This window comes from Burkholderia sp. JPY481, from assembly GCF_038900515.1.
Classification (GTDB): domain Bacteria; phylum Pseudomonadota; class Gammaproteobacteria; order Burkholderiales; family Burkholderiaceae; genus Paraburkholderia; species Paraburkholderia youngii.
Genome location: NZ_JAYMRT010000004.1, coordinates 168,366 through 192,963, shown reverse-complemented (window position 1 = coordinate 192,963; position 24,598 = coordinate 168,366). Strand labels below are relative to the sequence as shown.

At 66.2% G+C, this 24,598-nt stretch carries 16 protein-coding genes and 1 pseudogene; 4 read left to right on the top strand and 13 right to left on the bottom strand.

Annotated elements, in window-relative coordinates:
- Window positions 1-21: 21 nt before the first annotated feature.
- The 5 genes from VSR82_RS12875 to VSR82_RS12855 form a co-directional block, all read right to left on the bottom strand.
- Window positions 22-744, bottom strand: coding sequence for a YggS family pyridoxal phosphate-dependent enzyme (locus VSR82_RS12875; protein WP_429460865.1), 723 nt, complete (start codon window positions 742-744; stop codon window positions 22-24).
- Window positions 745-780: 36 nt separating this feature from the next.
- Window positions 781-2,007 (bottom strand): glycolate oxidase subunit GlcF, encoded by a 1,227-nt coding sequence (glcF, locus tag VSR82_RS12870; RefSeq protein WP_498857733.1) that lies wholly within the window; start codon window positions 2,005-2,007, stop codon window positions 781-783.
- Window positions 2,008-2,015: 8 nt separating this feature from the next.
- Window positions 2,016-3,104 (bottom strand): glycolate oxidase subunit GlcE, encoded by a 1,089-nt coding sequence (gene glcE / locus VSR82_RS12865; protein ID WP_410848118.1) that lies wholly within the window; start codon window positions 3,102-3,104, stop codon window positions 2,016-2,018.
- Between the two features lie 182 nt (window positions 3,105-3,286).
- Window positions 3,287-4,780 (bottom strand): FAD-linked oxidase C-terminal domain-containing protein, encoded by a 1,494-nt coding sequence (locus VSR82_RS12860; RefSeq protein WP_368594687.1) that lies wholly within the window; start codon window positions 4,778-4,780, stop codon window positions 3,287-3,289.
- A 129-nt stretch (window positions 4,781-4,909) separates the two neighbouring features.
- Entirely contained in the window at window positions 4,910-6,328 is a 1,419-nt protein-coding gene (locus VSR82_RS12855; protein WP_410848116.1) for an FAD-linked oxidase C-terminal domain-containing protein, read from the bottom strand.
- A 222-nt stretch (window positions 6,329-6,550) separates the two neighbouring features.
- On the opposite strand from VSR82_RS12855, the gene VSR82_RS12850 reads away from it, so the two are divergent.
- Window positions 6,551-7,105 (top strand): cob(I)yrinic acid a,c-diamide adenosyltransferase, encoded by a 555-nt coding sequence (locus tag VSR82_RS12850; protein ID WP_368585438.1) that lies wholly within the window; start codon window positions 6,551-6,553, stop codon window positions 7,103-7,105.
- 54 nt (window positions 7,106-7,159) lie between these two features.
- Here VSR82_RS12850 and VSR82_RS12845 read toward each other — a convergent pair whose 3' ends face one another.
- The 6 genes and pseudogenes from VSR82_RS12845 to VSR82_RS12820 form a co-directional block, all read right to left on the bottom strand.
- Complete coding sequence (locus VSR82_RS12845; protein WP_008923434.1) at window positions 7,160-7,492, bottom strand: helix-turn-helix domain-containing protein; 333 nt, start codon at window positions 7,490-7,492, stop codon at window positions 7,160-7,162.
- Window positions 7,489-7,831 (bottom strand): annotated as a pseudogene (locus tag VSR82_RS12840) (type II toxin-antitoxin system RelE/ParE family toxin). Before VSR82_RS12840 ends, VSR82_RS12845 begins: the two are co-directional and overlap by 4 nt.
- Before the next feature lie 240 nt (window positions 7,832-8,071).
- Window positions 8,072-9,145, bottom strand: coding sequence for a 3-deoxy-7-phosphoheptulonate synthase AroG (gene aroG, locus VSR82_RS12835; protein WP_368585436.1), 1,074 nt, complete (start codon window positions 9,143-9,145; stop codon window positions 8,072-8,074).
- A gap of 340 nt (window positions 9,146-9,485) precedes the next feature.
- Window positions 9,486-10,952 (bottom strand): metalloprotease TldD, encoded by a 1,467-nt coding sequence (gene tldD, locus VSR82_RS12830; RefSeq protein WP_184225997.1) that lies wholly within the window; start codon window positions 10,950-10,952, stop codon window positions 9,486-9,488.
- 87 nt (window positions 10,953-11,039) lie between these two features.
- The gene (locus VSR82_RS12825) at window positions 11,040-11,903 is read right to left on the bottom strand and encodes a carbon-nitrogen hydrolase family protein (protein ID WP_429460859.1); all 864 of its coding nucleotides are present in this window, start codon (window positions 11,901-11,903) and stop codon (window positions 11,040-11,042) included.
- Between the two features lie 150 nt (window positions 11,904-12,053).
- Window positions 12,054-16,307, bottom strand: a complete 4,254-nt coding sequence (locus tag VSR82_RS12820; RefSeq protein WP_429460857.1) for a YhdP family phospholipid transporter — start codon at window positions 16,305-16,307, stop codon at window positions 12,054-12,056.
- 262 nt (window positions 16,308-16,569) lie between these two features.
- Here VSR82_RS12820 and glnE point away from each other — a divergent pair, with 262 nt between their 5' ends.
- Window positions 16,570-19,368 (top strand): bifunctional [glutamate--ammonia ligase]-adenylyl-L-tyrosine phosphorylase/[glutamate--ammonia-ligase] adenylyltransferase, encoded by a 2,799-nt coding sequence (glnE, locus tag VSR82_RS12815; RefSeq protein ID WP_429460855.1) that lies wholly within the window; start codon window positions 16,570-16,572, stop codon window positions 19,366-19,368.
- Between the two features lie 112 nt (window positions 19,369-19,480).
- Here glnE and recN read toward each other — a convergent pair whose 3' ends face one another.
- The gene (recN, locus tag VSR82_RS12810) at window positions 19,481-21,148 is read right to left on the bottom strand and encodes a DNA repair protein RecN (RefSeq protein WP_429460853.1); all 1,668 of its coding nucleotides are present in this window, start codon (window positions 21,146-21,148) and stop codon (window positions 19,481-19,483) included.
- Window positions 21,149-21,203: 55 nt separating this feature from the next.
- Complete coding sequence (locus VSR82_RS12805) at window positions 21,204-22,118, bottom strand: NAD kinase (RefSeq protein WP_368585431.1); 915 nt, start codon at window positions 22,116-22,118, stop codon at window positions 21,204-21,206.
- A gap of 210 nt (window positions 22,119-22,328) precedes the next feature.
- Between VSR82_RS12805 and hrcA the strand changes: the two genes are divergently transcribed.
- Together hrcA and hemH are read left to right on the top strand one after the other, a co-directional pair.
- Window positions 22,329-23,348: a heat-inducible transcriptional repressor HrcA gene (gene hrcA / locus VSR82_RS12800; protein ID WP_026227992.1), complete on the top strand. Its 1,020-nt coding sequence runs from the start codon at window positions 22,329-22,331 to the stop codon at window positions 23,346-23,348.
- A gap of 178 nt (window positions 23,349-23,526) precedes the next feature.
- A complete protein-coding gene (hemH, locus tag VSR82_RS12795; protein ID WP_410848264.1) occupies window positions 23,527-24,597 on the top strand; it encodes a ferrochelatase in 1,071 nt (356 codons plus the stop codon).
- Window position 24,598 lies beyond the last annotated feature (1 nt).

Genomic DNA, 24,598 nt, shown 5'->3' with positions numbered 1-24,598 from the left:
GCGCAAGGCCCATGGAAAAGCTCAGCGCGAATAGTCGCGCGCGCCGAAGATCGCGGTGCCGACGCGCACGATCGTCGCGCCTTCGAGCACGGCTGCTTCGAGATCGGCCGACATGCCCATCGACAGCGTATCGAGCTCGAGCCCGTCGTTACGCAAGCGCTCGAACAACTCGCGCAATTGGCGATGCGGCGCGCGTTGCGCGTCGAGATCGCCGGCCGGTTCCGGAATCGACATCAGTCCGCGCAGGTTCAGCTTCGGCAGTGCGGCGATCTGGTGCGCGATGGCGGCCGCCTCATCGGGCGCAACGCCGCTCTTCGACGCCTCGCCGCTGACGTTGACCTGCAGGCAGACGTTGAGCGGCGGCAGGTTGTCGGGGCGCTGCTCCGACAGACGCTGCGCGATCTTCAGCCGATCGACCGAATGCACCCAGTCGAAATGCTCGGCAACGGGGCGCGTCTTGTTCGATTGCAGCGGCCCGATGAAATGCCATTCGAGCGACGCGCGCAGATCGGCGAGCGTCTGCATCTTGTCGAGCGCTTCCTGCACGTAGTTCTCGCCGAATGCGCGCTGACCGGCCGCATGCGCGGCGCGCACGGCATCGGCGGGAAACGTCTTCGAGACCGCGAGCAGCATCACGGACTGCGCATCGCGGCCGGCCGCTTGCGCGGCCCAGGCGATGCGCTCGTGCACGTCGGCGAGATTGTGAGCGAAGTGATCGGCGAAACGGTGAGGCAGATCGGACATGGAGCGAACCGGTGTTCAGCGAAGACGATGCCCCGATTATACGGACAGCATGTGCTCGACCAATTCGATCCAGTGCGCGACCGGCGTCGACGTGCCGCTTTGCAGATGCGCGATGCAACCGACGTTCGCCGATACGATCACCTGCGGTTCCTGCGCCTGCAAACGCTCGAGCTTCTGGTCGCGCAGCGCGTACGACAGGCGCGGCTGCAGCAGCGAGTAGGTGCCGGCCGAGCCGCAGCACAGATGGCTGTCGGCGGGCAGGCGCACTTCGAGGCCGAGCGCGCCGAGCAGTTGCTCGACCTTGCCGTGGATCTGCTGGCCATGCTGCAGCGTGCAGGGCGGATGGAACGCGACCGTGTGCACCGAGCGGCGGCGCGTGATCGCGACGAGCTGCTCTTCGAACTCGGGCAGGATTTCGGAGACATCGCGCGTCAACTCGACGATGCGGCGCGCCTTCTCCGCATACTCTGGATCGAGGCGCAGCAGGTGCGCGTATTCCTTGACCGTCGCACCGCAGCCCGACGCGTTCATCACGATCGCTTCAACGCCCTGTTCGACGTAGGGCCACCATGCGTCGATGTTCGCGCGCACGTCGTCGAGTGCTTCGTCGTTGTAGCCGAGGTGCAGGCGGATCGCGCCGCAGCAGCCGGCTTCGGGCGCGATCAGCGTTTCGATACCGAGCGCGTCGAACACGCGCGCGGTCGCGATGTTGACGTTCGGCATCGTCGACGGTTGCACGCAGCCCGCGAGCATCAGCACCTTGCGTTCGTGTGTCGCGCTCGGCCATTCGAGCGGGCGTTGACGCGCGGGCACCTTGTCGCGCAGCTTCTTCGGCAGCAGGCCGCGCACGTGCTGGCCCAGCCGCATCGCGGGCGTGAAGATCGCGCTGTTCGGCAGCACGCTCGCGAGCAGCCGCCGCATCAGCCGCTGATTGAGCGGACGCGTGACCTTCTCTTCGGTAAGCTTGCGGCCGATCTCGACGAGCCGCCCGTATTGCACGCCGGACGGGCAGGTCGTTTCGCAGTTGCGGCAGGTGAGGCAGCGGTCCAGGTGAACCTGGGTGCTGCGCGTGACCGGCGCGCCTTCGACCATCTGCTTGATCAGATAGATGCGCCCGCGCGGACCGTCGAGCTCGTCGCCGAGCAGTTGATAGGTCGGGCAGGTGGCCGTGCAGAAACCGCAATGCACGCATTTGCGCAGGATGGCGTCGGCTTCGTTGCCATCGGGGGTATTGCGAATGAAGTCCGCGAGGTTGGTTTGCATCGCGTCACTCAGAAGTCGGGGTAGAGACGGCCGCGGTTGAAGATGCGGGCCGGGTCGAATGCATGTTTGAGGCCGCGATGGATTTTCATTAACGGCGCGGGCAGCGGTGTGAATACGCCGGCGCTGCGGTCGTAGCCGTGGCCGCTGCGGAAAATGGTTGCGTGGCCGCCGGCCTGCTTCGCGCTGATGCGCACGGTTTGCGCGTCGGTGTCGGTGATCCACCAGCGCTGGCCGCCGCCCCATTCCATCAGTTGCGCGCCGGGCAGTTGCAGCGGCTCGGTGATCGACGGCAACGCGAGACGCCACAGCGCGGCCTTCGGCGGAATGCTCGCAAAGAACGAGTCGGTCTGTTCGCGCAGGCCGCCCCAGAAGCGCTCGGCTTCGACCGCATCGACGACTTCGCCGCCGAGCCCGGTGCGCGCGGCCTTGACCGCGGCCTCCGCGCCGCCCAGGCGCACCGCGAGCGTGCCGTTGCGCCATGCGCTCGCGGTGATCGGCAGCGGCCGGCCGCCCCATTCGTTGAGCTTGCGTACCGCGTCGGTGCCATTCATGTCGAACTTCAGCGTGGCTTCGGCCTGCGCGCGCGGCAGCACTTTGACCGACAGCTCGAGGATCAGCCCGAGCGTGCCGAGCGAGCCCGCGAGCAGCCGCGACACGTCGTAACCGGCGACGTTCTTGACGACCTGGCCGCCGAAATGCAGCACCTGGCCCTGGCCGTTCATCACGACGGCGCCGAGCACGAAGTCGCGCGCGGCGCCGACGGCTGGCCGGCGCGGCCCCGAAATGCCCGCGGCGATGCAGCCGCCGAAGGTGGCCTGCGGTCCGAAGTGCGGCGGCTCGAACGCCAGCATCTGGTCGTGCTCGGCGAGCGCGGCTTCGATTTCCAGCAGCGGGGTTCCCGCGCGCGCGGTGATCACGAGCTCGGCCGGATCGTACGCGATGATGCCGCGATAGGCGCGCGTGTCGAGGATCTCACCTTCCAGCGTCTGGCCATACCAGTCCTTGGTGCCTCCGCCACGGATGCGCACCCCGCGTCCCTCGGCGCTGGCCGAGCGCACGCGTTCGGACCATACGGCGACGATGTCGTCCTCTTCCATGGTGTCCTGCTCGTTGTGTTTCGTTTGATTGTACCGGGCGGCGGCTCGCTGGCAAGCCGGAGCACACCCGCATGACGGGGTGCGGCATCGGTCTGAAGGGGACGGCGCAAAGCGCCGCGCACGCCGCGCCCGCACCGGCGCGGGCGCGGCGAACAGTGGCTGCGCGATGCAAACGCGAGCCGCTAGAAGCGCGGCAGCTCGGGATGCGGCAGCAGCCCGCCGCGCACGTGCATCTTGCCGTATTCGGCACAGCGCGCCCGGGTCGGAATGCCCTTGTCGGGATTCAACAGACCGGGCGCGTCGAATGCTCGCTTGACCGCGTGGAACGTGTCGCGCTCCTCGGGCGAGAACTGCACGCACATCGAATTGATCTTCTCGATGCCGACGCCATGCTCGCCCGTCACGGTGCCGCCGAGCTCGACGCAAGCTTCGAGGATGTCGCTACCGAACAACTCGGCGCGATGCCACTCGTCCTGGTCGTTGCCGTTGAACAGGATCAGCGGATGCATATTGCCGTCGCCGGCATGGAACACGTTGATGCAGCGTAGCTGGTAGGTTTTCTCCATCTCCTCGATGCGCGCGAGCAGCGGACCGATACTGCGGCGCGGCACGGTGCCGTCCATGCAGTAGTAGTCCGGCGAGATGCGGCCTGCGGCCGGAAACGCGTTCTTGCGCCCGGACCAGAAGCGCAGGCGCTCGGCTTCCGTGCGCGAAATCTGGATACGCGTCGCACCATGCTCGCGCAGCACCGCGGTCATGCGCACGATCTCGGCCGCGACTTCCTCGGGCGTGCCGTCCGATTCGCACAGCAGGATCGCCGCCGCGTCGAGATCGTAGCCCGCGTTGACGAACTCCTCGACCGCGCGCGTGGCGGGCTTGTCCATCATCTCGAGGCCGGCCGGGATGATGCCCGCCGCGATGATGCCGGCAACGGCGTCGCCGCCTTTGACCACATCGTCGAAGCTGGCCATGATGACCTGCGCCGTTTGCGGCTTCGGGATCAGCTTGACGGTGACCTCGGTGACGATCGCGAACATGCCCTCGCTGCCGATCAGCACCGCGAGCAGATCGAGCCCCGGCGCGTCAGGCGCGAGCGAGCCGAATTCGACGATCTCGCCGTCCATCGTCACCGCGCGCACGCGCAGCACGTTGTGCACGGTGAGGCCGTACTTCAGGCAATGCACGCCGCCCGAATTCTCGGACACGTTGCCGCCGATCGTGCAGGCAATCTGCGACGACGGATCCGGCGCGTAGTAGAGGCCATACGGCGCCGCGGCCTCGGAGATCGCGAGGTTGCGCACGCCCGGCTGCACGGTCGCAATGCGCGCATACGGGTCGACCTCGACGATCTTGCGAAAGCGCGCGAGCGACACCACGACGCCGTGCCGAATCGGCATTGCGCCGCCGGACAGCCCGGTGCCCGCGCCGCGCGGCACGATGGGCACATCGAGGCGATGGCAGATCTGCACGATGCGCTGCACTTGCGATTCGGTTTCCGGCAACGCGACTGCGAGCGGCAGACGCCGGTACGCGGCGAGGCCGTCGCAGTCGTACGCGACGGTATCTTCCTCGCGATAGAGCAGACAGTGGCTCGGCAACACGGCCATCAGCGCCTGCACGACTTCGCGCTGACGCTGCGCGAGGACTTCGGCGGACAGTTCAGCGGGTGCGTTCATGTGAGTTGTCTCCTCGTGGCTTGCGCCGGTCCGGCTTCCAGGTTCGAGCCGGCTGTTTCGTGCGGCCTGCTTCGCGTCACTTGCGTGTTCGGGCCGGCGGCTTGTCGCTGCCGGCCTTCGCGATGTCGATCAGGCCGCCGCCCAGGCGAAAATCTTGCCCGGGTTCATCAGATTGCGCGGGTCGAGCGCGTGCTTGATGGAGCGCATCGTGTCGACCGCGACGTCGCCGTGCTCCTCGAGCAGAAAGCCCATCTTGTGCAGGCCGACGCCATGCTCGCCGGTGCAGGTGCCGTCCATGCGCAGCGCGCGCTGCACGATGCGATGGTTCAGGCGTTCGGCTTCTTCGAGCTCTTCGGGCTTGTCCGGATCGATCAGGATCGCGACGTGGAAATTGCCGTCGCCGACATGGCCGACGATCGGGCACGGCAGCGGCGACGCCAACAGATCCTGCTCCGTTTCAACCACGCACTCCGCCAGACGCGAGATCGGCACGCAGACGTCGGTGGTCACCGCGCGCGAGCCGGGCTTCAGTTGCAGCATCGCGAAATAGGCGTTGTGACGCGCGTTCCACAGGCGGCTGCGGTCTTCGGGGCGCGTTGCCCACTCGAAGCCTTCGCCGGCATTCTGCGCGGCGATTTCCTGCACGAGTTCGGCCTGTTCCTTGACGCCGGCCTCGGTGCCGTGAAATTCAAAGAACAATGTGGGCGCTTCGCGCAGCGTCAGATTCGAATGGCGATTGATCGAGCGGATCGCCAGCGAATCGACGAACTCGACGCGCGCGATCGGCACACCGATCTGGATCGTCTCGATGACCGCGCGCACCGCATCGCCCATCGACGGGAACGTGCACACAGCGGCCGACACCGCCTCCGGCTGCGGATAGAGGCGCAGCGTGATTTCGGTGATCACGCCGAGCGTGCCTTCCGAGCCGACGAACAGTCGCGTGAGGTCGTACCCTGCCGACGATTTGCGCGCGCGCGAGCCGGTCTTGATCACGCGGCCATCGGCGAGCACGACCGTCAAGCCGAGCACGTTCTCGCGCATCGTGCCGTAGCGCACGGCGTTGGTACCCGACGCGCGGGTCGCCGACATGCCGCCGATGCTCGCGTCCGCGCCCGGGTCGATCGGGAAGAACAGGCCGGTGTCGCGCAGCGCTTCGTTCAGTTGCTTGCGCGAGATGCCGGGCTCGACGGTGACGGTCAGGTCTTCGGCGTTGATCGACAACACCCGGTTCATCTCCGACAGATCGATCGACACGCCGCCTTGCACGGCAAGCAGATGTCCTTCGAGCGACGAGCCATTGCCGTACGGAATGATCGGCACGTCGAACTCGCCGCACAGCTTGACGGCGGTTTGCACGTCTTCGGTCGTACGCGCGAAGACGACGGCGTCAGGCAGTTGCGGATCGAACGGCGATTCGTCGCGGCCGTGGTGCGCACGCACGGCTTCGGCAACGGAGACCCGATCGCCGAAAGCGGCTTTGAGCTGGTTCAGCAATTCGGCGGGAAACGGCCGGCGTAGCGGTGCCGGCGGTACGGGATGGTTCACGCATGTCTCCTATCGAGCGGAGTTGGCGCTTCAACGCTTACTCCGGTCCGATGAAAGTTTCTGTAGGTAACAGCCTGTTTGCAGCAGCTGTTTCATTTTACGCCGTTCGCTCCGCCAGGAGGCGCTGGGCCGGCTTGCGCTCATATAATGGCGGCGACTTCGCGATGCGTGCAATATGGACAAACGTGGTGGCCGCATCGTCACTGAAAGCAAGGAGACATCATGGGCAATCGCCTGAGCAAGATCGCCACTCGCACCGGCGACGACGGCACCACCGGTCTCGGCGACGGCCGCCGTGTGCGCAAGGACAGCGCCCGAATTGCCGCGATCGGTGACGTCGACGAACTCAATTCGAACCTCGGCGTGCTGTTGTGCGAGAACCTGCCCGAGAACGTACGCGCGGCGCTGGTCGCAATCCAGCACGATCTGTTCGATCTGGGTGGCGAGCTGTGTATTCCCGGTCATACGATGATCACCGAGCGGCATCTCGCTCAGCTCGACGGCTGGCTCGCCGACTACAACGCCACGCTGCCGCCGTTGAAGGAATTCATTCTGCCGGGCGGTTCGCGCGCGGCTGCGCTCGCGCATGTGTGCCGTACCGTTTGCCGTCGAGCGGAGCGTGCGATCGTCGCGCTTGGCGAACACGAGACGCTGAACGCGGCGCCGCGTCAGTACGTGAACCGGCTGTCCGATCTGCTGTTCGTGCTGGCGCGCGTGCTCAATCGCGCGGACGGCGGCACCGACGTGCTGTGGCAGCACGATCGCGGCGCGCCTTGAGCGGCGACGCGCATGCGCGTATAGATAGTCACTGAGCTTTGCACGAGCCGACGCTCAACCGACCGCGAGCGTGACCGGCTTGCCGATGCGGCTCAGCATTTCAACGAGCGTGTCGATCGTGAACTTGGTGGTTTTCTTGTTGACCACGTCTGACACGCGCGGGCGCGACACCATCAGAATTTCGGCCGCTTCGGCCTGCTTCAGATGATGCTGTTCGATCCACGTGGACAGCTCGGTCATCAATTGTTCCTTGAGCAGCCGCGTGTCGTTGATCTGCTTTTGCGACGCCGCGTGAAGGCGCTTCGCTTCCTCGGCGGAAAAACCGAGTTCGAGGAACACGTTCGCGCCGGCTCGCGTTACGTGACGAATGTTGGTGTCGATCGTCATGGCTGGGTGGTCCTGTAATGAGTGATGGCGCGATAGCGCGTTTCGGCAATTTTTCTGTCGCGCGGCCCGAGCTTCTGCGTTTTCTTCTGAAAGCAATGCAGCACGTACAGCGCTTCGGCGTATTTGGTCACGACATCACGCGAAAAATGCCGTCCTCGTCCTGATACGAATTTCGCGCGTTCCCGCGCCGATAGACTCGAACGGTTTCCAGTCGTCAGGGTCGAGTCCTGACTGAATCTTGTGAAGCTGAAACCCGGCGAGACGACGCGCTTCATTGGGAAAAGCAAGCAAATCACGGTAGCTGGAGCCTAACCAGCGAATTTCTTTTTCCTGCTCCATCGCCACCTCATGTCAGCGAATTTTTTTTTCCTGCTCCATCGCCACCTCATGTATAAAATCTTATACGCCTTCTTCAACCCGGTCAAGTCGTGCAAGCGACAAGGCAACGAGCTATGACGATAGCGAGGCGTCCGGCTTCGCACCATTCGTCCGAATGGCCAATAAAAAACCCGGTTCGAAATCGAACCGGGATTTGTACGGACTACCGACAAGCCCCCGCGGTGGCGGCGGGGCAGGCGTTCAGTTGCCGCTGCCGCGCGCGACGCGGCGTTGCTTGACCGCTTCGGCAAGGCCTTCGAGCACAGCGACGCTTTCGTCCCAGCCGATGCATGCATCGGTAATGCTCTGGCCGTACGTGAGCTGGCAGCCTTCCTGCAGATCCTGGCGACCCGCGACGAGGTGCGACTCCACCATCACGCCAACGATCCGCTCGTCGCCCGCGGCGATCTGACGGCCCACGTCCGCGCACACCGGAATCTGGTTTTCGTGCTTCTTCGAGCTGTTCGCATGGCTCGCGTCGATCATCAGACGCGCGGCGAGACCGGCCTTGCCGATGTCCGCACAGGCTGCGTTGACGCTGTCGGCGTCGTAGTTCGGCGTTTTGCCGCCGCGCAGAATGACGTGGCAGTCCTCATTACCCGCGGTCGATACGATCGCCGAGTGCCCGCCCTTGGTGACCGACAGGAAGTGGTGCGGCTGCGAGGCGGCCTTGATTGCGTCGACGGCGATTTTCACGTTGCCGTCCGTGCCGTTCTTGAAGCCGACCGGGCACGACAGTCCCGAAGCCAGCTCGCGGTGCACCTGCGATTCGGTCGTGCGCGCGCCGATCGCCCCCCACGAGATCAGATCCGCGATGTACTGCGGGCTGATCATGTCGAGGTACTCGGTGCCGGCCGGCAGGCCCAGTTCGTTGATACGCAGCAGCAGCTCGCGCGCGGTGCGCAGGCCTTCGTTGATCTTGAAGCTGTTGTCCATATGCGGGTCGTTGATAAGACCCTTCCAGCCCACCGTCGTGCGCGGCTTTTCGAAGTACACGCGCATCACGACTTCGAGCTCGCCGGCAAAGCGCTTGCGCTGCTCGATCAGACGCCCCGCATATTCGATCGCGGCCTTCGGATCGTGAATCGAGCACGGGCCGATCACGACGATCAGACGGTCGTCCATGCCGTGCAGAATGCGATGCATCGCGGTGCGCGATTCGTAGATCACGTTGGACACCGTCTCGTCGCAAGCAAACTCGCGGATCAGGTGAGCGGGCGGCGTGAGTTCCTTCAATTCGCGGATGCGGACATCATCGGTGTTGTGCGGGGGCATGTGGTTCTCCTGAATCGGTTCGTAGCGTGTTCGCGTGAGTCAAATAGGTATCGAAAAGCGTGAGGCGAAAAAAAACCGCCAGGCTAGCTGGCGGTTTTTCGGGAATTCTCGGTGTCCTGCGTGCACTAACACCCCTCTCGATCCGCCAGCGGTCTGAGATACCAAAAAAAGTAAAAATAAAACTTGGCGGACATGGCGAAGTGAATGCGTCGCTGGTCAAAAAAGGGTGAGTGACTTTATAACCCGGTACAGGCTCGGCTGACAAGCCGGGACGTCGAAAAATGCGGAAACACCGCACGCTTCGCGCTTTGTGTGCGCGAAGCGTGCATCCGCGCAGCAATCAGGCCGTGCCGCCGACCGTCATCTTCTCGATGCGCAGCGTCGGCTGACCAACGCCCACTGGCACGCTCTGGCCTTCCTTGCCGCAAACGCCGACGCCCGAATCGAGCTTCATGTCGTTGCCGATCATCGTGATGTACTTCAGCGATTCCGGGCCGCTGCCGATCAGCGTCGCCCCCTTGACCGGATACGTGATCTTGCCGTTCTCGATCATGTACGCCTCGGAGGCCGAGAACACGAACTTGCCGTTCGTGATGTCGACCTGACCGCCGCCGAAGTTCACCGCATACAGGCCGTTTTTCACGGACGCGAGGATTTCCTGCGGGTCCTTGTCGCCGTTAAGCATGTACGTGTTGGTCATGCGCGGCATCGGCAGCGCCGCGTACGATTCGCGCCGCGCGTTGCCGGTGACCGGCATCTTCATCAGACGCGCGTTCAGCGTGTCCTGGATGTAGCCCTTCAGGATGCCGTCCTCGATCAGCGTCGTGCACTGGGTCGGATTGCCTTCGTCGTCGATATTGAGCGAGCCGCGGCGGTTCGGCAGCGTGCCGTCGTCGACCACGGTGACGCCCTTCGCGGCGACCTGCTCGCCGATGCGTCCCGCGAATGCCGACGAGCCTTTGCGGTTGAAGTCGCCCTCGAGCCCGTGACCGATCGCTTCGTGCAGCAGCACGCCGGGCCAGCCCGGGCCGAGCACGACGGTCATTGCGCCGGCCGGCGCCGGACGCGCATCCAGATTGACGAGGGCCGCGTGCACCGCATCGTCGACATAGCGCGACAGCACTTCATCGGTGAAATAGCCGTAGTCGAAACGCCCGCCGCCGCCGCCGCTGCCGATTTCGCGGCGGCCGTTCTGCTCGGCGATTACGGTGACCGACACGCGCACGAGCGGCCGGATGTCGGCCGCGAAGCCGCCGTCGCTGCGCGCGACCAGCACCACGTCGTACTCGCCGGCCAAGCCCGCCATCACCTGCTGGATGCGCGGATCGCGGCCGCGCGCCATTTGCTCGATGCGCTCGAGCAGCTTGACCTTCGCGGTGGCGTCGAGCGAATGCAGCGGGTCGGACGGCAGGTACAGATCGCGTCCGGCGATGCCGGTCAGCGACGACGCCACCTTGATCTTCTGCTTGCCGCCGCCCGCCTTGGCGATTGCGCGCGTGGCGATGGCCGCCTGGCGGATCGCTTCGGGTGACAGGTCGTCCGAATAGGCGAACGCGGTACGGTCGCCCGACACGGCGCGCACGCCGACGCCCTGGTCGATGCTGAAGCTGCCCGATTTCACGATGCCTTCTTCGAGGCTCCACGCTTCGCTGCGGGTGGTCTGGAAGTACAGGTCCGCGTAGTCGACGCGGTGCGTGAAGATTTCGGCGAGCGTGCGCGTGAGCAGCGACTCGTCGAGACCATAGGGCGTGAGGAGGATGTCCTTGGCGGCGGCGAGATTACGGATACCGGGTTCGATGATGTTCATGCGAAGTATGTTCTGCTCGATACGAAGGGGTCGGGGAGCGCCTGCGTCGGTATATGCGTGGCAGGCGCGGCAGTTTCAATGTCGGTTTCAGGTCAGCACGCGATGACGCCATGCCGGCAGGCTCTGCCGCACTTCGTCGATGCGCGCGCGTTCGAGGTTGCCCGCGACCACGCCGGCGCCCTCGTCGCGCACCGCGACGATCTCGCCCCACGGGTCGATCAGCATGCTGTGGCCCCAGGTGCGGCGGCCGTTTTCATGTTTGCCGCCTTGCGCCGCGGCGAGCACGTAGCACTGGTTTTCGATCGCGCGGGTGCGCAGCAGCAGCTCCCAATGCGCGCGGCCGGTCGTGTAGGTGAACGCGGACGGCACCACGATCAGCGCGCAGTCTCCCATGCGCCGGTACAGCTCGGGAAAGCGCAGATCGTAGCAGACCGACAGGCCGACCCGGCCGAAGGGCGCCTCGAAGCTTTGCACCGAGCTGCCGGGGCGGATGGTGCGAGCTTCGTCGAACGATTCATCGCCTTTTTCGAAGTTGAACAGATGGATCTTGTCGTAGCGCGCGGCCTCATTGCCGAGCGGGTCGAACACCAGCGTCGTGTTCAGCACGCGCGACGCCTCCGGCGCGTTCAGCGGCAGGGTGCCGCCGATCACCCAAAGCTGGTGGCGGCGCGCGGCGTCGGCGAGAAAGCGCTGGATCGGGCCATCCCGATGCGGCTCGCGCACGGCGAGCTTGTCGGTGTCCTTGAAGCCCATGAAACAGAAATACTCGGGGAGCAGCACGAGCTGCGCGCCGTCGGCGGCGGCTTCGGCGATCAGGCGCTCTGCGTCGGCGAGATTGCGATCGCGATCCGGCGTGCTGACCATCTGCAGCGCGGCGACCCGGAAGGGGCTGGCGACAGGGCCGCTGGACGTTGCGGCGGATGCGGACGATGTGACGTGTGTTTCGCTCATGAGCGTGTCGAAAGACTCCCGGCGGGCGGCGGTATGAGGCGCGGGCACCGCATGGTTCTGGGCTGGCTCGGCCCCGTTGGCGCATCGAGTCGGCGGAGCGGCACGAGCGGCCGCGTGGAACGAGACAGCGGCGCCAGGGAAAACCGAAGCTCATTGCGCTTCCACGGTCGAAGCCGGAGCGTCAATCTTACCCCGTTCGCCCGTCACCCGCTGAACCTGCGGTTTCGACCACGAACCGGTGATCGCGTAGTCGCGCGCGAACACGTGCTGTATCCCCTGCGAGAACGCGACATCGGCGATCAGCGCGCCGAGGCCGATCAGCGGATTGATGATTGTCGCGGCGATCACCGCGGAGCCGGCGCTGACGGTCGGTATCACGTGCAGGTGCAGGTCCTGGGTTCTCTGCGCGATGTCGACCGAGCCCACCATCTCGGCGCGGGCCGGCGCGGTCACCATCCTGAAGTTTTCGGTGCGGGCAATGCCGTCATGAATCTGCGCGGTACCCGTCACGCTCGAGAACGGCAGGCCCTCGCCGATCACGTCGCGGAAATTGAGCGTGGCGATGCGCGCGAGGCTTTGCAGGCTCAGCACGCCGAGCAGCGTCGCGACGCCTGGGTCGACCTTCAGGATCTGGCCGTGGCGCAGATCGAGCGCGAGGTTGCCGTTCAGCGTCGAATAGTCGATCGTGGTCGGGCCGCCCTGCCACACGGCCTTGCCCTGGATCGATCCGACGCCGCCCTTGAGCGTCCTCGGCAGACCGAAGCGCTCGAGCATCGCGCCAGCGTCCTTGATGTCGAGCTTGAAATCGAACACGGTGCGGCGCGGCGTGGCTTCGTCGGCCGAGATGGGCAATTCGGTCGAGGTGCGCCAGTTCGCGGTCGCGGTGAGCGTCGCGGTGGGGTTCGTCACGTCGAGCTTGTCGAGCTGCCACACCGGCACGCCGTTCTCGTCGTAGTTGTGCGCGTCGACCTCGAGCCGGCCGACGTTGCGGTCGTGCACGATCAGCTCGTTGACGACCAGATCGATCGACGGCATGTTCAGCGCGGGCGCCGACATCGCCGGGCCGAGCAGGTCCTTGTCCGCGACCGATGGAATCACGACGCGCGCGAAGCGCGCCTGCAGTTCGCCCGGCGATTCGCGAGTCACGCCCGGCAGCCACGACACGTGGCCGGACACCTGGTTCGACGCGATGTTCGCCTGCCACGTGCGATCCATGTGCGACGCGCCGACGATCACGTTGTCCCAGTGACGCTTGAGCAGCGTCAGCGTGTCGATGTGCAGCGCGAAGCGGTTCGGCAGGAATTGCGTGAGCATCGGATTCGGCGCGGCGGCGGGGGTGGCCGCGCTGCTGGCGTTGGTGGCGCTATTGCCGCCGTTCGCACCGCCGTTCGCGCCATTCGCGCCAGCCGCGCCCGCGCGCAACTGCGCGGCGAGCGCGCGCCAGGCGTCCGCATTGAACTCCTTGATGTCCACCGCGGCCACCACGCCCTCGGATGGCAGCTCGACCGGCCGGTTCACGCCGATCGCGCCGCGCACGACGGTCGGTGGCGTTCGCGGCTGCGCGTTCGGCCGATAACGCAGCAGATACGCAGCGGCGACCGGCCCCAACGTCAGGTCGGCGCGTTCGAGGCCGGCTTCGCCCGGCACCGTCGACGGATTGACCGAGAAGTGCAGCGGCATCGGCGTGCCGGCCTGCTTCTTGAACGGCGCTGGAAAATCGAGCGCGAGGCCGCTCAGGTCCGAGTTGGCGCTGACCTGCGGCAGGCGGCCCCTCGCGCCGGCGACGCGCAACGCATAAGGCGCGCTGCCGCTCATATGCGTGAGCACCTGCGCGGCCGCGCCAGGCGGATGCAGCTCGCGCGCGGCATCGACGGCGATGTGGCCGTCGAGCGCGAGCGCGTATGTGCCGTCTTGCCGCAAGCCGCCGTTCGCATGCACGTCGCCGCCGAGGAACTGTCCGGAGAGCCGCTCGACCTCGGCGGTGCGTTCGGTGAAGCGCACCCGGCCGTTCAGCCGCGACAGCGGCGGCGCATTGCTCACGCTCAGGCGATTGTTCAGGAAGCCGAGCGCGCCTTCGACGCCCACATGCGGCTTCGGCGTGCGCGGGATCGTCAGCTTCAGCGCGAGCGACGCGGGCCCTTCGGCGCGAATCTTTTCGGTCTGATGCCGCGCCATGATGCCGAGCGAGCTGCGGTTCACGTAGTCGAGCATGTCGGCGAGCGGGCCGCGGCCATTGCCCTGGATGGTGAGGTTCGAGCCTTTGGTGCCGAGGTCGTCGATGCGGCCGTTCACGCCGGTCAGCGCGACGCGCTTGTAACGGCCGCGGTCGATGTCGAAGCGCAGCACGTTCTGCTTGAGCTCGAACACGCCGTCGATGCCGTCGAGCGGCGGCCAAACGTTCGGCGTGCCGTTGCGCATGTTGCGCGGCGGGAACGGCGTCGGATCGAACTTGCCGCCGGTGAACGGCGCGACGATGTGGAAGAGGCCGGCGTCGGGGTCGCGCGCGTAGGGGAACTTGGTCAGGTCGCCGTGCACTTCGATCGTGCCACCGCGCGACACGCCAGCCTGCAAGCCGTGGCCCAGGTAAATGCGCAGCTTTTCGCTGACTGCGGTCGGCAGATAGCGGGCGATGCGGGTCACCTGAGCCCGCTGGAAGTCGGCTTTCAGGTCGAGCGAGCCGCGGCCGTGGCCGGGATTGCTGTAGCTCGCGGTCGCGCTCGCCTCGACGTCCGGGTTCGATACGCTGAAATCGTTGAGCTTGACCGCGAACGCGGGACGCGTGTCGCCCGGAGCCTTCTTGCCCATCGTCCACTCGGCGCGGCCGCGCAGACGCGCGAGCGTGAGACGCGGATCGTCGAACACGCCCGGCAGCGTGATCGCCAAGCTGGACGTATCGAGGTTCGCGCGGCCGCCTTTTTCGTCGGCGTCGACGGTGCCCCACAGGTTCTCGATGCCGGGAATGCCGGCGCGCGGGTGGCCGCGCGGGGTCAGGCCAGGCCCTGGCTCCTGGGCGGCGAAGCTGATGCCCTGCAGATCGCCCTTGAAGCGATAACGCTCGATCGGCTCCGCACCCGTCGGCCGATGGTCGCTGCCCACTTCTCCGGATTCCGGTTTGCCGCGCTCGACCTCGATCACGTAGTTCGCGACCAGCCCGCGCGGATCGATGCGCACGAGTTCGTTCAGAAAGTGCCGCGGCAGCGGCAGCGCGCGGCTGAATTCGGCGAGGATGCCGAGATCGACGCGATCGCCGCTGATGCTCAAAAGCTGCCCGTGCTGCTGGGACGCTGTCCGGTAGCGGCTGTCGAGGGTCCGGAAGCGCAGGATGCGCGTGAGCGGCGTGCCGTCTTCGAGCGGCGGCTGGCCGAGCTCGGCGCGCAGATCCGACAACTGCAGCCGGTATTCGCCGTCGTCTGACTCGACGCGCCACAGGAAGTGGGCGATCGGCACCAGCAGCTTTGGCTGGGTCGGACGCACGCGCATCGCGACGTCGTTGCCGCTCAACTGGCCGGTCGCCTGGTTCATGCGGCCTTCGCTGAAGTCGATCCAGATCGCATTGTCGATGCGGCCGGCGAACGTCTCGATCGGGAATTCAATGTAGCGCGCGAGCGTCGGCAGATCGACCGGGCCCGTCGACATATACACCTGGCCGGTCCAGTTGATCGGCTTGCCTATCGCAGAGAGCGGCGCGTGGCGGAAGTGCGTGCGGAAGTCGAGCGGTCCTTTCAGCACGCGGCCGTCGGGCGGCGCCTGCAGCGCCATGCGGTGGTCGTGGCCGTCATTGAGGATCGCGATGCGGATATCGCGCAGCGCCAGTTCGGGTTCGTGGCGCGTCGCGTCGCGCCAGCGCAGCACGCCGCCGCGCACGACGATCGCCTGCTGACGCAACAACCAGGTGGACAGCGCGTCGTTGCCGCTGTGGCGCGTCGGCACCGGCACGCCTGCGACCGACAGCACGCCGTCGTCGCTGCGCGACACCAGCACGTCCGGCTGATCGACGATCAGGCTCGACAGCGCCGGATGAAATTCCCACAGCGAGCGCCAGGACACCGTCGCGGTGGCATGCGGTATCGTTAGCGCGGGTTGGCCGTCGTGATCGCGGATGACGAGGTTGGTGACGTCGAGCCCAGGCTGGAAGCCGCTCCAGTGCGGTGCGAGCCGGCCGATCGTGAATTGGGTGCGCAGCTTGTCGGAGACCGCGGCTTCGATGCGCGGCCGGAACGTGTCGATACGCGGCAGCACCACATAGCGCAAGCCCAGAAACACTCCGCCCGCGATGAAATAGAGGACGAGTGCGAGCGTGGCGAGCACCCGCAAAGTCCGACGCAGCACGATGTGGTCGCTTCCGCTCACATGCCGGACCTGCGATGGGGCTTGCGGGTCGGCGGATTCGTTTCGCTCGGACATGCTGCGGCGGCTGGGCGTATGGTAGTTTTGCGTGTTAACGACGAAATGTAACACACGGGAAAGCGTCGGGCGGAGTTCCTGCAACCCCTGTCCGAAAGCCCGTGACGGGGATTTGCGAGGCCGTCCGGCACGGGGTTCGGCATGCTTGCCGCCGCGTGCCGATCGCACAATAGAACGATATGACAGCGACCCCGAAACGACACCCCGACATCGTCAGAACACCGCCGGACAAATTCGATCAAGCAACGAGCGAGCCAGATTTTTGATGACTGACGCAACCCTCCTGAGTTCCAGCTATTCGCACTATGCCGCGCGCGCCGCCGCGGCCCGCCCGCAACTGGCCGCGCATGTCAGCGCGCTGGCCGACGAACCGTTGACGCGCGAGCGCATCGACGCGCGTCTCGACGCGCTGTGCGCCGAGGCGGCGGGCCCCGCCGGTGCGCCGCTCAACGAAGATGCGCTGAAGCGCGCGCTGCGCCAGTTGCGTACCGAAGTGTTCTGCGCGGTGATGGAGCGCGACCTGGCCGGCGAGGCCGATATCGCCGAAGTCACCGGCGCGATGACCGATCTCGCGGAAACGACGATCCAGCGTGCGCTGACGGTGCTGAGCGCCGAGCTCGAAGCGCTGTATGGCGAGCCGCGCGACCAGCAGGGCGAACGGCTCACGCTGGGTGTGGTCGGCATGGGCAAGCTCGGCGGGCGTGAGCTGAACGTGTCGTCTGATATCGATCTGATCTTCGTCTACGAGGACGACGGTGAGACTACCGGCGGCCAGCGCTCGCCGCTCGCGACCCAGGAGTTCTTCACCCGGCTCGGCAAGCGGCTGATCGGCGCGCTCGCCGAAGTCACCGCCGACGGCTACGTATTTCGCGTCGATATGCGTCTGCGGCCGAACGGCGATTCGGGGCCGCTCGTGTGCAGCCTCGGCATGCTCGAAGAGTATTTCTACGTGCAGGGCCGCGAGTGGGAGCGCTACGCGTGGATCAAGGGCCGACTCGTATCCGAGGGCGCGAGCGCCTCGGCACGGCGGCTGCAGAAGCAGCTCGACGCGATCGTCACGCCGTTCGTCTATCGACGCTATCTGGATTTCGGCGTGATCAGCGCGATCCGCGCGCTGCATCTGCAGATCCGCCAGGAGGCGCAGCGCCGCGCGTCGATGCGCCCCGACAAGGCCGACGACATCAAGCTCGGCCGTGGCGGCATCCGCGAAATCGAATTCAGCGCGCAGGTGTTCCAGCTGATCCGCGGCGGGCAGGACGCCGGCTTTCGCGTGCGGCCGACGCTCGCCGTGCTGCGCCACGCGGCTACGCATGGGTTGATGGACCCGTCGGTGTGCGTGAAGCTGTCGCAGGCGTATCGTTTTTTGCGCGAGCTCGAGCATCGTTTGCAATACCGCAACGACGCGCAGACTCACGCGATGCCCGTCGATCCCGAAGACCGCGCGGCGCTCGCGCGCGCGATGGGCTGCGACGACTACCAGGAGTTGATGACGAAGCTCGACGCGCATCGCGAGTTCGTCGAACAGCAATTCGATCAGATTTTCGCCGACAAGGTGGGCGGTCGCGACGGCTGCGGCGCGCCGGAAGACGGTGCCGCCGCGTGGGTGTGGAGCAGTGCGCTCGCCGACGATAGCGCGGACGAGGCGCTGCGCGCCCGCCTGATCGAACTGGGAGTGGCCGAACCCGGCGAGTTGCTGGCACGGCTGCAGGCGGTGTGGCGCTCGTCGCGCTACACTGGGCTGAACGAGCGCAGCCGGCAGCGTTTCGACATCGTCGCGCAGCGCGCGCTCGAAGCCGCGCGCACGCTGGAGCCGGCCGAGCGGCGCGGCGACACGGTCGCGCGCCTGTTCGATCTGCTCGAAGCGGTGAGCCGGCGCGGCGCTTATCTGGCGCTCTTGACCGAGTATCCGCAGGCGCTGCACCAGGTGCTGTCGGTGCTGGGCGGCTCACGCTGGGCGGCCGGCTATCTGATCCGCCATCCGCAGCTGCTCGACGAACTGCTCGACGGCGAGGCGATCAACAGCCCGTTCGACTGGCCCGAATTCAAGCGTACGTTGCGTTTGCGGCTCGCCGCCGCCGATGGCGTCGAGCAGCAGATGGATCTGCTGCGGCACGCGCATCAGGCCGAGGTGTTCCGCATTCTGCTGATCGATCTTGCCGGCAAGCTGTCCGTCGAGCACGTCAGCGACCGGCTGTCCGAGCTCGCCGACGCGGTGCTGGACGTGACGATCGACGCCGTGTGGAATCAGTTGGCCAAACGCCACCGCGACACGCCGCGCTTCGCGGTGATCGCCTACGGCAAGCTCGGCGGCAAGGAGCTCGGCTACGCGTCGGACCTCGACCTGATCTTCCTGTATGACGATCCCGACGATGCCGCGGCCGACGTCTACGCCACCTTCACGCGGCGCCTGATCACGTGGCTGACCACCGCGACCGGCGCCGGCACCTTGTTCGACATCGATCTGCGGCTGCGGCCCAACGGCGAATCGGGCCTGCTCGTCACCGATCTCGACGCGTTCCGCCGCTACCAGCTGCGCGAGGGCGACGCGGCGAACACCGCGTGGGTGTGGGAGCATCAGGCGCTGACGCGGGCACGCTACTGCGCGGGCGATCCGGAGATCGGCGCGAAATTCGAGGCGATCCGCGAACAGGTGCTGACGACGCCGCGCGAAGCGGCGCCGCTCGCGAAGGAGATCGCCGAGATGCGCGCGCGTGTCGAAGCGGGTCACCCGAATCAGACGCCGACTCTGTTCGACCTGAAGCACGACCGCGGCGGCATGGTCGATATCGAGTTCACCGTGCAGTACTGGGTACTGCTGCATGCGGCGCGCGATCCCGAGCTGATCCGCAATACCGGCAACATCGCGCTGCTGCGTGAAGTGTCGCGTTTCGGGCTGATGAGCGAAGCGGAAGCGGAGACGGTCGGCGCCGCCTATCGGCGCTATCGCAAGCTGCAGCACACGCTGCGGCTCGATGGTATGGAGAAGGCGCGGGTCGATCCGGCGCTGGTCGCAGCCGAGCGCGAGGCGGTGCTGGCGTTGTGGAAAAGGGTGTTTGGGTAATGGCGCTTACGCATTTCGCGTAGCGCTGGCGCATCATGCGCGGCCGGGATCGGTGTGACGTCCCGGCCAATCCGACTCACGCCGTGTGCGGTGAGCTGCGCACGGCGCAATCTCAGGCGGCCAGCATTTCCTTCGCGTGCTTGCGCGTGGTCGCGGTGATTTCGAGGCCGCCGAGCATGCGCGCGACTTCCTCGATGCGGCTCGCCTTGTCGAGCGAGGTCACGCTGCTGAGCGTGCCGCCGCTGCCGTTGCTCATCTTTGCGACCTGGAAGTGATGATCGCCGCGCGCGGCGACCTGCGGCAGATGGGTCACGCACAACACCTGACGCGCCTCGCCGAGCTGATGCAATAGCCGCCCGACCACTTCGGCCACGCCGCCGCCGATGCCGGTATCCACTTCGTCGAAGATCAGCGTCGGTGTCGGGCTGGCCGCGCTCGCGATCACTGCGAGCGCGAGACTGATACGCGCGAGTTCGCCGCCCGACGCGACCTTCGCGAGCGGCCGCAGCGGCACGCCGGCGTGACCGGCAACGCGGAACTCGATCTGCTCGAGCCCATGCGCGCCGCCTTCGGGCAACGGCACCAGCGCGACTTCGAAGCTGCCGCCTTTCATCGACAATTCCTGCATGCCGGTCGTGACCGCCTCGCCGAGCGCCTTGCCTGCTTTCGCGCGTGCCTTCGACAGCTTCTTCGCCTCGCCGATGAACACTTCCTTCGCTTGCGCCTCGGCGGCGCGCAGGCCGTCGAGGTTCGCGGCGGCGTCGAGCGCGGCCAATTGCTTGCGGCGCGCTTCGTGTTCTTCCGGCAGCGTCTCGGGCTGCAGGCGGAATTTGCGCGCGGCCGAGTGCAGCGCGTCGAGGCGATTTTCAACCTGCGCGAGCCGCTCGGGATCGAGCTCGAGCTTCTGCGCGTAGTGGCTCAGCGAATACGCGGCTTCCTGCAACTGGATTTCGGCGGGTTCGAGCGCGGCGAGCACGTCGTTCAGCGCCGGGTCGATTTCCGCGAGGTCGCGCACCTTCGACACGATCGAGCCGAGATGCGTGATCATCGCGTCGTCCGATTCGGACAGCGCGCCGAGCGCACCCTGCACGCCGTCGATCAGATTCGCGGAATGCGACAGCCGCCGATGCTCGGTGTTGACCTCTTCCCATTCGCCCGGCTGCGGCGCGAGCTTATCGAGTTCGGTGAGTTGCCACGCGAGTCGCTCGCGTTCGAGTTGCAGCTCGCGATCGCGCGTTTGCGCGTGCTCGACCGCCTGCGCCTTGTCGCGCCACGTGCGCCACGCGCGTGTCACGGCGGCGGCCAGGTCGGACAGGCCCGCGTGCGTGTCGAACAGCTCGCGTTGCGCGTCCGGGCGCATCAGCAACTGGTGCGCGTGCTGGCCGTGAATATCGACGAGCATTTCGCCGACCTCGCGCAGCTGCGCGAGCGTGGCCGCCGTGCCGTTGATGAACGCGCGCGAGCGGCCGTTCGCGTCGACCACCCGCCGTAGCATCACGGTGCCGCCGTGTTGGCCGTCGTCGGCCGCGCCGAGCGCCTGCGCATCGAGCCATTGATCGACCTGTGCGTGCGTTTCGAACTCCGCGGTGATGTCGGCGCGGCTCTCGCCGGTGCGCACGACGCTCGCATCGGCGCGCGCACCTAGCGCGAGCGCGAGCGCGTCGATCAGAATCGATTTGCCGGCGCCGGTTTCGCCCGAGAAAACGGTAAAGCCGCTGTCGAATTCGAGGTCGAGCGCGGCGACGATGACGAAGTCGCGTATCGAGAGGTGGCGAAGCATGGAGGTCGTCGGGTGAGCGTGGGATTCGGGTGGCGGCCGCTGCGGCGTTTGCGCTTCAAGGCGCCGCTTGCGGCCTCTGGTCTTCTTCGTGCGACGGGTACTCGTGCCAGTGCAGCTTCTTGCGCAGCGTCGCGTAATAGCTGTAGCCGACCGGATGCAGCATCGGCACCGTATGACGCGAACGGCGCACCTCGATCGTGTCGCCGAGCTCCAGCGACGTGAACGACTGCATGTCGAAATTCACGTTCACTTCGCGCCCGGAAACGATCTGGATGCTGACCTTCGAGTCGTCTGGCAGCACGATCGGCCGGTTCGACAGCGCGTGCGGCGCGATCGGCACGAGCACGAAGCCCTGCAATTGGGGGTGCAGGATCGGCCCCTGCGACGACAGCGCGTACGCGGTCGAGCCGGTCGGCGTTGCAACGATCAGGCCGTCCGAGCGCTGGTTGTACATGAAGCGGCCGTCGACCGACACGCGCAGCTCCGCCATGCCCGAAAAACCGCTACGGTTGACCACCACGTCGTTGAACGCGAGCGCGTGGTAGATCGGCGTGCCGTCGCGCACGATGCGCGCTTCGAGCAGCACGCGCTCCTCGCGCTCGAAATTGCCGGACAGCATTTGCGGCACGGTCTCGAGCATGTCGGAGATCGGGATGTCGGTGATGAAGCCGAGCCGCCCGTGGTTGATCCCGATCAAGGGTGTGCGATATGGCGCGAGCTGGCGGCCGATGCCGAGCATCGTGCCGTCGCCGCCGAGCACCACGGCAACGTCGGCGCGCGCGCCGATCTCAGCGGGACGCAGCGCCGGGTAGTCGGTTACGCCGATTTCGGCGGCGGTGTCGGCTTCGAACACGACTTCGAGGCCGAGCCTGGCGAGGCACGCGGCGAGCGCGGTCAGCGGCTCGCCGATGCCTGGCGTATTGCTGCGCCCGACGAGCGCGACGGTCTTGAACTGGCTGGTCACTTGCATGCCGGCATTACACCATAGGTAGGGCCTGAAAAGAACCGCAGGCCAACCCGGTAGCGGGTCGGCGCACGCGGGGCGTCTGCGCATGTCGCGATTATCGTTAGAATGGTGAAGACCCGATGACATGCGCGCTCGCCGACGGCGGCGCATTTGCCGGGAGCGGGCGCCGCGGGCGCTCGCGGCTGCGATGCCATTGAGCTAAAATTTTTCGTCATGCTAGATCCTCGCGCACAAACCCTCCTCAAAACGCTGATCGAGCGCTACATCGCCGAAGGTCAGCCGGTCGGCTCGCGCACGCTGTCACGTTACTCGGGCCTCGAGCTGAGCCCGGCCACGATCCGCAACGTGATGTCGGACCTCGAGGATCTGGGGCTCGTGATCAGTCCGCATACGTCGGCGGGGCGCATTCCGACGCCACGCGGCTACCGTCTGTTCGTGGACACGATGCTGACGGTCGAGTCCGCCGCCGACGAAGAAGCGGTGATGCGCGCGGTCAAAACCACGCTGCAGGTGGGCGAGCCGCAGAAGATCGTCGCCGCGGCGGCGAGCGTGCTGTCCAACCTGTCGCAGTTCGCCGGCGTGGTGCTCACACCGCGCCGCAGCCACGTATTCAAGCAGATCGAATTCATGCGCCTGTCCGACAAGCGCATCCTGCTGATCATCGTGACGCCCGAAGGCGACGTGCAAAACCGCATTCTCGCCACCCAGCGCGACTTTTCGCCTTCGCAGCTGGTGGAAGCCTCCAATTACATCAACGCGCACTTCGCGGGCCTCTCGTTCGACGAAGTGCGCCGCCGCCTGCGCGAGGAAATCGACGAGCTGCGTGGCGACATGACTTCGCTGATGCACGCGGCCGTCACCGCGAGCACCGACGAATCCGATACCGGCGAGACCGTGCTCATCTCGGGCGAGCGCAATCTGCTCGAAGTCGCGGATCTTTCGTCGGACATGGCGCGCCTGCGCAAGCTGTTCGATGTGTTCGACCAGAAGACCAGCCTCCTTCAGTTGCTCGATGTGTCGAGTCATGCGGCGGGCGTGCAAATATTCATTGGCGGCGAATCGACGCTGGTGCCGATCGAGGAAATGAGCGTCGTCACCGCGCCGTACGAGGTGAACGGCAAGATCGTCGGCACGCTCGGTGTGATCGGACCGACCCGCATGGCCTACAACCGCGTGATTCCGATCGTGGACATCACCGCGCGGCTGTTGTCCATGACGCTCAGCCAGCAGTAGTCCTCGCGCTTTGCGGCGCTGCCGTCATCGCAGCCCGTGCCGGCCATGATGCGCGAACGGGCGGCGTCTGCCAATCGTCCGAATGGCCAGGGTCCGGCGGCGCCCGGCCGAACCCGCGCCGCTATAATGAATCTCCATTGAATCGACTCGCCGCGTGACGCGGCGATTTCTGCTGCCTATGCGCTTCGACCTCGAGCGGCCATCACAGAACGCCACATCGCATCGCGTCGCCGTGTTGCTGATCAACCTCGGCACGCCCGATGCGCCGACGCCGCGCGCGGTGCGCCGCTATCTCGCGCAGTTCCTGTCCGATCCTCGCGTGGTCGAAATTCCCGCGCTGCTGTGGCAGCTGATTCTGCGTCTGCTGATCCTGCCGTTTCGCGGCCGCAGCTCCGCCAGGAAGTACGCGGCGGTGTGGATGCCCGAGGGCTCGCCGCTGCGCGTGCACACCGAAAAGCAGGTCGAGGGCTTGCGCCATCTGCTGCAAGTCAACGACTACACGGTGCTGGTCGACTACGCGATGCGCTACGGCACGCCCGGCATTCCCGCAATGCTGAACCAGCTGAAGCTCGCTGGCGCCGAGCGCGTGCTGCTGATGCCGATGTATCCGCAGTATTCGGCGTCGACCACCGCGACCGCGTTCGACGAAGCCTTTTCCGCGCTCAAGCGGATGCGTAACCAGCCGGAAGTCCGCACGGTTCGCCAGTACGCCGATCACCCGGCGTATATCGCGGCGCTTGCCGCGCAGGTGCGTCACCACTGGCATCTGCACGGCCGCCCCGATTTCGCGGCGGGCGACAAGCTCGTGCTGAGTTTCCACGGCGTACCCAAGCGCACGCTCGACCTCGGCGACCCGTATCACGAGCAATGCCAGCAGACCGGCGCACTGCTGATGCAGGCGCTCGAGTTGACGCCGGTCGAATGCCGCATCACGTTCCAGTCGCGCTTTGGCAAGGCCGAATGGCTGCAGCCCTATACGGCGCCGACGTTGAAGGAACTCGGCGCGGCAGGCGTGCGGCGTGCTGATGTGTTTTGTCCGGGTTTCACCGCCGACTGCCTCGAAACGATCGAGGAAATCGGCATGGAAGTGCGCGACGAATTTCTACAGGCGGGTGGCAAGGAGTTTCACCGGATCGCCTGTCTGAACGCGTCTCAGCCGTGGGTTGCCGCGCTCGGCGAAATTGTCGCGCAACACCTGCAGGGCTGGCCGGTGCAAGCGGTGCCGGTGCCGCACACGACAGGAGCTTGAA